Source organism: Asanoa siamensis (assembly GCF_016862555.1).
GTDB lineage: Bacteria > Actinomycetota > Actinomycetes > Mycobacteriales > Micromonosporaceae > Asanoa > Asanoa siamensis.
The window spans coordinates 1-9301 of record NZ_BONE01000145.1; the positions used below are offsets into that span (position 1 = coordinate 1).

General features: G+C 73.4%; 10 protein-coding genes and 2 tRNA genes. 4 read left to right on the forward strand and 8 right to left on the reverse strand.

Features of this window, described 5'->3' with window-relative positions; all coding sequences use genetic code 11:
* Positions 1 to 1085 precede the first annotated feature (1085 nt).
* From Asi02nite_RS40030 to Asi02nite_RS40040, 3 genes are all read right to left on the reverse strand, one after another.
* Positions 1086 to 1158, reverse strand: a tRNA-Glu gene (locus Asi02nite_RS40030).
* Positions 1159 to 1234: 76 nt separating this feature from the next.
* A tRNA-Gln gene (locus Asi02nite_RS40035) sits at positions 1235 to 1306 on the reverse strand.
* Between the two features lie 76 nt (positions 1307 to 1382).
* A complete protein-coding gene (locus Asi02nite_RS40040) occupies positions 1383 to 2186 on the reverse strand; it encodes a fumarylacetoacetate hydrolase family protein (RefSeq protein ID WP_203719275.1) in 804 nt (267 codons plus the stop codon).
* An 83-nt stretch (positions 2187 to 2269) separates the two neighbouring features.
* Here Asi02nite_RS40040 and Asi02nite_RS40045 point away from each other — a divergent pair, with 83 nt between their 5' ends.
* The 3 genes from Asi02nite_RS40045 to Asi02nite_RS40055 all read left to right on the forward strand — a co-directional run bounded on the left by Asi02nite_RS40045 (position 2270) and on the right by Asi02nite_RS40055 (position 4417).
* A complete protein-coding gene (locus tag Asi02nite_RS40045; RefSeq protein ID WP_203719276.1) occupies positions 2270 to 3031 on the forward strand; it encodes an SAM-dependent methyltransferase in 762 nt (253 codons plus the stop codon).
* Between the two features lie 52 nt (positions 3032 to 3083).
* Positions 3084 to 3497, forward strand: coding sequence for a hypothetical protein (locus tag Asi02nite_RS40050; protein WP_203719277.1), 414 nt, complete (start codon positions 3084 to 3086; stop codon positions 3495 to 3497).
* A 68-nt stretch (positions 3498 to 3565) separates the two neighbouring features.
* Positions 3566 to 4417, forward strand: coding sequence for a 3-methyladenine DNA glycosylase (locus Asi02nite_RS40055; protein ID WP_203719278.1), 852 nt, complete (start codon positions 3566 to 3568; stop codon positions 4415 to 4417).
* Here Asi02nite_RS40055 and Asi02nite_RS40060 read toward each other — a convergent pair.
* Positions 4414 to 5037, reverse strand: coding sequence for a CGNR zinc finger domain-containing protein (locus Asi02nite_RS40060; RefSeq protein WP_203719279.1), 624 nt, complete (start codon positions 5035 to 5037; stop codon positions 4414 to 4416). The two genes, Asi02nite_RS40055 and Asi02nite_RS40060, sit on opposite strands and share 4 nt — an antisense overlap.
* 87 nt (positions 5038 to 5124) lie before the next feature.
* On the opposite strand from Asi02nite_RS40060, the gene Asi02nite_RS40065 reads away from it, so the two are divergent.
* Positions 5125 to 6009 carry an alpha/beta hydrolase family protein gene (locus Asi02nite_RS40065; protein ID WP_203719280.1) on the forward strand — a complete coding sequence of 295 codons (885 nt, stop codon included), beginning with the start codon at positions 5125 to 5127 and terminating at the stop codon, positions 6007 to 6009.
* A 21-nt stretch (positions 6010 to 6030) separates the two neighbouring features.
* Here the strand turns inward: Asi02nite_RS40065 and Asi02nite_RS40070 are convergent, their stop codons facing one another.
* The 4 genes from Asi02nite_RS40070 to Asi02nite_RS40085 form a co-directional block, all read right to left on the reverse strand.
* Positions 6031 to 6933 carry a S1C family serine protease gene (locus Asi02nite_RS40070; RefSeq protein ID WP_203719281.1) on the reverse strand — a complete coding sequence of 301 codons (903 nt, stop codon included), beginning with the start codon at positions 6931 to 6933 and terminating at the stop codon, positions 6031 to 6033.
* A gap of 10 nt (positions 6934 to 6943) precedes the next feature.
* Positions 6944 to 7924, reverse strand: a complete 981-nt coding sequence (locus tag Asi02nite_RS40075) for a VWA domain-containing protein (protein WP_203719282.1) — start codon at positions 7922 to 7924, stop codon at positions 6944 to 6946.
* On the reverse strand, positions 7921 to 8880 hold the full coding sequence (locus tag Asi02nite_RS40080) for a DUF58 domain-containing protein (RefSeq protein WP_203719283.1): 960 nt from the start codon (positions 8878 to 8880) through the stop codon (positions 7921 to 7923). The genes Asi02nite_RS40075 and Asi02nite_RS40080 overlap by 4 nt, the downstream gene beginning before the upstream one ends.
* Positions 8877 to 9301 (reverse strand): AAA family ATPase (locus Asi02nite_RS40085; RefSeq protein WP_239127686.1); only part of this gene is annotated, 425 nt, incomplete at its 5' end. The genes Asi02nite_RS40080 and Asi02nite_RS40085, both read right to left, overlap by 4 nt.

Here is a 9301-nt window from a genome sequence, read left to right on the forward strand (position 1 = left end):
GGACCCTTGTACCTTCGGCCCACTGCCCCGCCAGCTCCCCGCGACGCCACGCAGGGCCCCTAACCCCCGGCCGTCAAGCCTTCCGGCCCGCGCCTTCCGGGGACCTAGACAGCCGCTCCGGGCTATCTTCCTTTGGCCTTCGGTGGCTCTCCAAGCGTCTGTCCCGCGGGGTCTATGCCCGCTGCGGCGGGGTCTCTGACCGCCTAGGCCGTCGGCGCCCCGGGCTATCTGGTCCTGCAGGCAGTCGGGGGGCACCGGGCCTCCAGCCCTGTCGGCCTGGCCCGCTGGGCCGCCAGGCCTCCGGGCTTAGCGCGGTGGCTTGCGCGCGCGGGCGGTGGCCGGTGCCGGTGGTGCTGGCGGGCAACGCCGACGCCCGCAATTCCCTTGCGGCATTGCTGGCCTCCGCCGAGGTGGCGGTGACGGCGAACGTGCTGCGCTGGACGAGGCGGCGGTGGAGGGACGCCACCGGTTGGCCTCCCGTCCTCCATTCATAGGCCCGAGCCCGTCGGGGTCCCGGGCCTTCGGCCCGATGCCTGGGCGTCCGGACCGTCGGGGCCTCCGTTGCTGGGCCCGTTGGGCCTCGCCCTCTGGGCCAGTAGCCCGCGAGGCCTCTTGCTCCGCCGCTGGGACGCTAGACCGTCCGTCGCGCCCTCTGGGCCGTCTGCCGTTCGGCCGTCCGGCCTTAGACGGTCTGGCCCTTAGACGGTCTGGCCCTGTAGGCCCTCTAGCCCTGCAGCCTTCCGGCCTCTGCGCCTCATCCTCGGCGGCGCGACCCAAAGGTTGTCGCCTTGGCTGGGCCGGCTCCAGGCCTCCAGGCCTCCAGGCCTCCAGGCCTCCAGGCCTCCAGGCCTCCAGGCCTCCAGGCCTCCAGGCCTCCAGCGAATGGTCCGCCGCTGACGGACGGCGGTCGGCCAATCACCCACAGTGGACAGATGGGTGACCCGCCGCGTGCCTGGCAGCGGAGCGCAGCGGAGCGGTGTCCGGCGGGAGCGACGGTCCGGACCACCACGGACCCGGGAAAGCCCAAAGATTCTGACCTGCAAATAAAGCAAACCCCCCGAGTCTCCTCGAGGGGTGCTCCTGTGTAGCCCCGATGGGATTCGAACCCACGCTACCGCCTTGAGAGGGCGGCGTCCTAGGCCGCTAGACGACGGGGCCAGGACTTCCGATGTCGCGGTGGCGACGGAGCCGAACTCTACCAGAGTCCAACACCGCTGCCATCTCGGCATCGTTGCTGGGGTACCAGGACTCGAACCTAGACTAACTGAACCAGAATCAGTTGGGCTGCCAATTACCCCATACCCCAATGGCGCTGTAAGCGCCGAGTGAGAACTTTACCGGAGGGGGTGGCGGCCGCCAAATCCACCACCCCCTGTTCGATCTCAGTCGATGGCTCGGACCGGGTTGACCAGCTCGCCGATGCCCTCGATCCGGACGGACACAGTCTCGCCGGCGAGGATCTCGCTGACCCCCGCCGGCGTGCCGGTGAGGATGATGTCGCCCGGGCCCAGGGTCATCACGTGGGAGACGTACGACACGATCGTCGGGATGTCGAAGACCATGTCGCGGGTGTTGCCGAGCTGGCGGACCTCGAGCTCCTCCGGCGGGCGGCCGACCTCGCAGCGCACCTCCAGGTTGCTGACGTCGAGGTCCGTCTCGATCCACGGGCCGATCGGGCAGAAGGTGTCAAAACCCTTGGCCCGGGTCCACTGGCCGTCGCTGCGTTGGAGGTCCCGCGCCGTCACGTCGTTGGCGCAGGTGTAGCCGAAGATCGCGCGCTGCGCGCCGGCCCGGTCGACGCGGCGGGCGCCCTGCACGCCGATCACCACGGCCAGCTCGGCCTCGTGCTCGACCCGCTTCGACTGGATCGGCAGCTCGATCGCGTCGCCGGGCCCGATCACGGACGACGGCGGCTTGAGGAAGAGCAGCGGCTCCTTGGGCACCTCGTTGCCGAGCTCCGAGGCGTGCTCGACGTAGTTGCGGCCCACCGCGATGACCTTGCGGGGCAGCATCGGCGGCAGGAGGCGGACGTCGGCGAGCGCCCAGCGGCGGTTGGTGAACTTGATCTCGCCGAAGGGGAGGCCCTCGATCTCGGCGACGGTCAGCGCGTCGGGCCCCGCGCCGGACTCACCCTCGACCACGCCGAAGGACTGCCCGTTGGAATGGGCGAACAAAGCGATACGCACGTCCCAAATCTAGCCGTCGCACAGCCTGTCCCCATCCCCGGCGCCGGCCTTGGCATGCTAAGCGGGCGACGGGGAGGTCGGCGGTGCGTGACGAGCAACCCAATGTGGCCCGCATGTGGGACTACCACCTGGGCGGCGACCGGGCCTGCGCGGCCGACCGGAGGCTCGCCGACGCCGTCACCGCGGCCTGCCCCGAGGTGCCGCTGGCGGCCCGGGCCAACCGGGCCTTCCTGGGCCGGGTCGTGCGCCATCTCGTCGACCTGGGCGTCCGCCAGTTCGTCGACCTGGGTGCCGGCCTGCCCACCGGGTGCGACACCCACGCGCTGGCCCGCGGCAGCCGGGTCGTCTACGTCGACACCGACCCGCTGGCGGTGCTGCACCACCGGGTCGCGGTGGTCGGCAACCCCGACGCCACCGTCGTCCAGGCCGACCTGCGCGACCCGGAGCTCGTGCTGCGCCACCGCGACGTGCGGCACTACATCGACTTCGCCCGGCCGGTCGCGGTGCTGGCGTTGGCCGTCTACCACCTCGTCCCCGACGTGGAGGAGCCCGCGGCCGGGGCCGCGGTGATCTACGACCACGTCGCGCCCGGCAGCTATCTGGCCGTCACCCACGGCAGCGCCGACGAATCCCCCGACCGGGCGGCCCGGGTCGGGCGGCTCTACGCCGACGCCGGGATCGCCCTGCGCCCGCGCAGCCGGGCCGAGATCGGCGCGATCTTCGGCCGGTTCGAGCTGGTCGGCCCGGGCCTGGTGGCGGTCGACCGCTGGCATCCGGCGGCGCCACGGACACCGCGGACGCCGGCGGGATGGTACGGCGGGCTCGGCCGGAAGGCCGGCCTATAGACCTTGCTCGGTTTCCGCACCCGAGGGCATCCGGCCACGCCAGGATCTGGGCATGACTGACAAAACCATGCGCTACACCGACCAGGAGCGCGACACCATGCGCAACTCGGCGATGGGCGCGATGATGCTCGTCTCGAAGTCCGATCCCGGAATCATGGGCACGATCAAGGAGATGTTCGCGGGCTCCAAGGCGCTCCGCAGCGCATCCCCCGAGATGCAGGACATCTTCAAGGGCGGTGGCGGCGGCATGCCGAAGATGCCCAAGGGCTCTGCGGCCGACATGGAGAACAACGTCATGTCGATGCTGCAGCAGTCGATGCAGATCCTGTCGAAGAACCCGCAGGACCAGCAGAACTTCCGCAACACGATCATGAGCGCCTGCGACCAGGTCGCGAAGGCGCAGGGCGGTGTCAGCTCCAACGAGACCGCGATGATCAACAAGATCCGGTCGGCCCTGGGCGGCTGACCACCGCACGCCACCGGTGGCGCCGCGGGCACGGAGGGCGCGGCGCCACCGCTGGCTACGCTGGGCTGATGACGGTTCTGGAGCGCCCCGAATGGGTCGCCCGGCGGGCCGCCCACGAGCGGCGGGTCGACGGGTGGGTCGGGCCGCATCTCCAGCGCCGCCGGGCCGGGGGCCGCCATCCGGTCGAGGACTTCCTCTTCACCTACTACTCCCACCGGCCCGCGCAGCTGCGCCGCTGGCATCCGGGCGCCGGCGTCGTCCTGGCCGGGGCCACGCTCGAGGAGATGGGCCGCGACTACACCGCCGGGCCCGCGGGGGTCACCGTCGACACCGCGGCGGTACGCGCGCGGCGCGCCGACTCCATCGCCTGGATCCGCACCCTGCTCGCCAGCACCGCGACCCGCCCCGCCCAGCTCGGCTGCTTCGGCATGCACGAGTGGGCGATGGTCTACCGGCAGACCCAGGCGGAGGTCCGGCACGACTCATGGCCGCTGCGGCTCTCCCCCGCCCGGACCGCGGCCGTGGTCGAGGAGCGCGGCGTGCGGTGCAGCCATTTCGACGCCTTCCGCTTCTTCACCGCGCCCGCCCGGCCGCTCAACGTGCTCACGCCGACCCGGGAGCGCCAGCACGAGCTGGAGCAGCCGGGCTGCCTGCACGCCAACATGGACCTCTACAAGTGGGCCTACAAGCTCTCGCCGCTGGTGCCCGGCGAGCTCGTCGCCGACTGCTTCGCCCTCGCCCGCGACATCCGCACCCTGGACATGCGGGCCAGCCCGTACGACCTCGCGGCGCTGGGCTACGAGCCGGTGCGCATCGAGTCGCCGGCCGGCCGGGCCGAGTACGCCACGGCCCAGCGCGCCTTCGCGGACCGCGCCGCACCCTTGCGCGCCCGCCTCGTCGCGGCGATCGACAAGCTCTAACCGGCGGCGCGCTGCTTCTGGTAGTGGCGGCGGGCCCGGGCCCGGTTGCCGCACATCCGGCTGTCGCACCACTGTCTACTGTGGTTGCGGCTCTCGTCGACGAAGAGCCAGCCGCAGGTCTCCCCCGGGCACTGCCGCAGCGGCGGCGCGTCCGGCGTGCCGAGCACGGCGACCGCGTCGGCGGCGGCCTCCCAGGCCGGCACGTCCAGCCCCGTCCACGCCGGACGGAACCCGCGGCCGTCACCGACGGACAGCCGGACCTGGCGCAGGCCCGCGCGGAAGACCCGGTCCAGCGCCGCGACGTCGGCGCCGTCGGGCTCGGTGCCCGCCGCGACCGCCGAGAAGAGCCGGAACAGCGCCTCGCGCAGCGTCAGCGCCCGCTCCAGGGCCGTGCGCGCGGCGGGCGGGCTCGCGGTCGCCTCGGCCTCAAGAGCCGCCAGGGCCGCGTCGTCGAGGCCGCCCGCGTCGCGCAGGTAGCCGGCCAGCGCGTGGTAGTCGCCGATCCGCTCGATCGGGTCGGCGGAGCGCCGCCACAGAACGCTGTTGACCAGGGCCAGCGACAGCCGGCCGCCGAGGGCGTGCGCGACGGGCCGGGCCGGCCGCAGTTCGACGCTCAACACTCTAACGAGTCTAGGGGCCTTGACCTGTTAAACGCGGCCGCCGTACCGTTCTAACGTGTATTTGACATCACGCTCGTTAGGAGGACCATGCGCTCCCTTCGCACCCTGTCCGCCACCGGGCTTGTCGCGGCCGTCGTGTTGACCGGTTCAGCGGCCACCGCGGGCGACACCGAGCCGTTCGCCTACAAGCGGGGCCCCGTCTCCGTCACCCAGCACGGCGTGGAGGACCGCGGCGGCGTGCTGGTCCGCGACATCACCTACACCGGGCGCGCCGGTGAGCCCGTGCGCGCCTACCTGGTCGAGCCGGCCCGGCGGGGCCACTACCCGGCCGTGCTCTACCTGCACTGGTTCGAGCCACCCAACCCGACCAGCAGCCGCCTGGAGTTCCTCGACGAGGCCGTCGAGCGGGCCCGGCAGGGCACCGTCGCGCTCCTGCCCGACCTGACCTTCCCCTGGTCGGTGGACGTGGTCGGTGACCGCCGGGACGTCGCCAACGTGGTGGCCCAGACGGTCCGCCTGCGCGTCGGGCTCGACCTGCTGACCACCCGCCCCGGCGTCGACCGCTCCCGGGTCGCCGTCGTCGGCCACGACTACGGCGGCATGTACGGGCTGCTGCTCGCCTCCGCCGACCGCGAGCGGATCAGCGCGGTGGTGGCGATGAACGTGGACGCCACCTTCAGCAACTGGTTCGCGACCTTCTTCCTCGGCCTCGGCGGCGACGCCACGATCGCTTACGAGAAGCTCTTCGAGCCGGTCGACCCGATCCGGTTCGTCACCCAGCGGCGGGGCGTGCCCGTGCTGTTCCAGTACGCCGAGCCCGACTTCTTCGTGCCCGACTCGACCCGGCGCACGCTCGTCTCGCTCGCGGAGCGGCCCAAGGACTACCGCCTCTACCCCGACGCGGGCCACGAGCTCGACGCCACCGCCCGCGCCGACCGCGCGGCCTGGCTCGACGATCGGCTGAACCCCTAGGTCCGATCCGGTGGATCAGACCTAGCCGCCGCCCGCGATGATCCGGTCGGCCGCCTGGGAGGCCTGCTCGATCGGGATCGCGAACCCGATCCCGATCGAGCCGCCGCCCTCCAGCGAGGCGATGGCGGTGTTGACCCCGACCACCTCACCGCGCCCGTTCACGAGCGGGCCACCGGAGTTGCCGGGGTTGATCGAGGCGTCGGTCTGGATCGCCGTCTGGCGCCGGCCCTTGGGCAGCTTCACCTCACGGTCCAGCGCGCTGACGATGCCCGCGGTCACCGTGCCGGAGAGGCCCAGCGGGGTGCCGACCGCGATCACCGGCTCGCCCACCTGCGTGGTGCCGGTCTTGGCCAGCGGCAGCGGGCGCAGCCCGGTCGCCGGCGGCACGCGCAGCACCGCGATGTCACGGTCGGGGTCCCGACCGACCAATGTGGCCGGTATCCGCCGCCCGGACGGCGTCTCCACGTAGACCGCGCGTGGTTCGCCGCTGCCGAGCGTGTGGTCGTTGGTGACGATGTTCTGGTTGCCGTCGATCGCGAAGCCCGACCCGGCCGACGCGCTGCCGTCGGCGGCCCGCACCTCCACCGAGACCACGCCCGCGAGCGTGTTGTTGGCCGCCGCGATCATCGTGCCCGGCACGCCACCCGCCGCGCTCGGCGTCGGCGTCGGCTGGGCGCCCGTGCCGCCCTCCTCCCGGGCCACCAGACCGCCGGCCAGGCCGCCGGAGAGGGCGGAGACCACCACCACCGCGGCGCCCGTCAGCGCGGCCTTGCGCCAGCCCGCCGTCGAGAAGCCCCGCCGCTTCCCGGATCCGGGCGGCCCACCGCCGCGGCCGTCGAGCAGGTCGAGGTCGGGCGAGACGTACTCGGGACCGCGCGGCTCGCCGAGCCCGGGTGGGGTCGGAGTCGTCGGGGTCGTCGTCATTGCCCCCTCCTCACGGAATCCTCGAGAACCAGAGCATCGACGCGAGCGCGGCCAGCATGGCGACGATCAGCGCCACGCCGATGTAGCGCGCGGAGACGTCGGCCCGCTCCTTGACGTAGCCGACCGAGGTGCCGATGTCCGCGTACACCGCGCGAAGCTCCTCTTTGGAGCCTGCCTCGTGGTAGGTGCCCTCGGTCTTCTCGGCCACGCCGCGCAGCGTGTCGCCGTCGACCGGCACCGACATCGCCACCCCGCCCCGGCGCGCTATCTCGCCGGCCGTGGTGCCGAAGGAGATCGTGTCCACCGGCACGCCGGCGGTGTCGGCCTCGTTGGCCGCCTCGTCCGGATCGCGCCCGGAGGTGTTGGCGCCGTCGGAGAGCAGCACGATCCGGGCCGGCGGCGGGTCCTTGTCGGCGCGGGCGTCGATGCTCCGGATGGCGTCCAGCGACGTGGTGATCGCCTCGCCGATCGCGGTGCCGCCGAGCCCGGCGGTGGTCTCGGAGAGCCGGTCGACGCCCGCCTTGAAGACGTCCCGGTCGGTGTTCGGGGGCACCACCACCGTGGCGTTGCCGGCGAACGCGACGAGGCCCACGTTGAAGTGGCGGGGCAACTCGTCGGCGAACTCCCGGGCGGCGTCCTTGGCCGCGCGCAGCCGGTCCGGCGGCACGTCGGTGGCGAGCATGGAGGCCGACACGTCCACCGCGACCATCACGGTCGCGCGCTCCTTGGCGACCTGGACCTCGTCGGTGGGCCGGGCGAAGCCGACCACGAGCAGCGCCAGCATGGCCAGGAAGAGCCCGGCGGGTACGTGCCGGCGCCAGGCGGGGCGACTGGGCGCCACCTTGTCGAGCAGGCGCAGGTTGGTGAACCGCACCGCGTACCGGCTGCGCCGGCGCTGCAGCACGACGTAGGCGATCGTCAGGGCGGCCACGCCGACCAGCAGCCAGAGCCGGCCCGGGTTGAGGAAGGCGACGTCGGGCGTGCTGTTCACCGGCCACCTCCCGCGGGCGGGCGGCGGGCCGGCGCCGCGGCCGCCCGCCGGCGCTGGCTCAGCACGTGGCGCACGATGTCGGCGACCCAGTCCCGGTCCGTCCGCAGTGGAAGGTGGTCGGCCCCGCTGCGGCGCAGCGCGTCGGCCACCGCCCGGCGCTGCTCGCGCGCCGCCGCGGCGTACCGCTCGCGCAGCTTGCGGTTGCCCGTCGAGACCTCGCGGCGCCGGCCCGTCTCCGGGTCGACGAGGGTGATCAGGCCGACGTCCGGCAGCTCCAGCTCGCGGGGGTCGGTCACCTCGACGGCGAGCACCTGGTGGCGGGCACCCAGTCGCTTGAGGGGCCCTTCCCACTCGCCCTCGTCGAGGAAGTCGGAGACGACGACGGCGAGTCCCCTGTGGATCGCCGTGCGCTGGAGGCCCTCGATGGCGGTGCCCAGCCCGACGGGCTCCGCGCCGGCCGGCTCCCGCTCCGCGTCCAGCAGGTCGCGCAGCACCGCCTGGAGGTGCACCCGGCCCGTGCGGGCGGGCACCCGGCGGACCCCGTCCTGGCGCAGCACGTGCGCCCCGAGCCGGTTGCCGGCGCCCGCGGTGAGGAAGCCGACCGCCGCCACCGCGGCCACCGCCAGCTCCCGCTTCTCGACCTCCGCGGTGCCGAAGTCCATGCTCGCCGAGCCGTCAACCAGCACCCAGGTCGTCAGTTCGCGGTCCGCGTCCACCTCGCGGACGTGCGGCACGTTGGTGCGGGCGGTGACCGCCCAGTCCATCCAGCGGACCTCGTCCTCACCGGGCCGGTACTCCCGCGAGCCCGCGAACTCCGAGCCCGGGCCGGGCAGCAGGCCGAGATACTGCCCCTGCAGCATCCCGTCGAGGCGCCGCGTGACGAGCAGCTCCAGCCGGCGCAGCCGCTCCTCCGGCGCGAGCTGCCGCACGGTCGTGCCGGCCGCCCGGTGGGTCATGCCGCCGCCAGTCCCCGAAGCTCCGCGTCGGGACCGGCCGCGAGGTGGGGCGGCGGTACGACGTCGACGAGCTTGTCCACGACGGACTCCGCGGACACGCCGTCGGCGACCGCGTCGAACGAGAGCACCAGCCGGTGCGCGATCACCTCGGTGGCCAGCTCTCGCACGTCGTCGGGCACCACGTAGTCGCGGCCCCGCAGCAGGGCCAGCCCCCGGGCGGCGGCGACCAGGCCGAGCGTCGCGCGTGGGCTCGCGCCGTACGCCAGGTGCCGGGCCACCTCGACGAGGCCGAACCGGGCCGGTTCCCGGGTGGCCAGCACGAGGCGGACGACGTACTCCGCGATCGCGTGGTGCACGAAGACGCGGCGGTTGCGCGCCTGCAACTCGCGCAGCTTCGCGGGGTCGAGCACCGGCCGGGGCT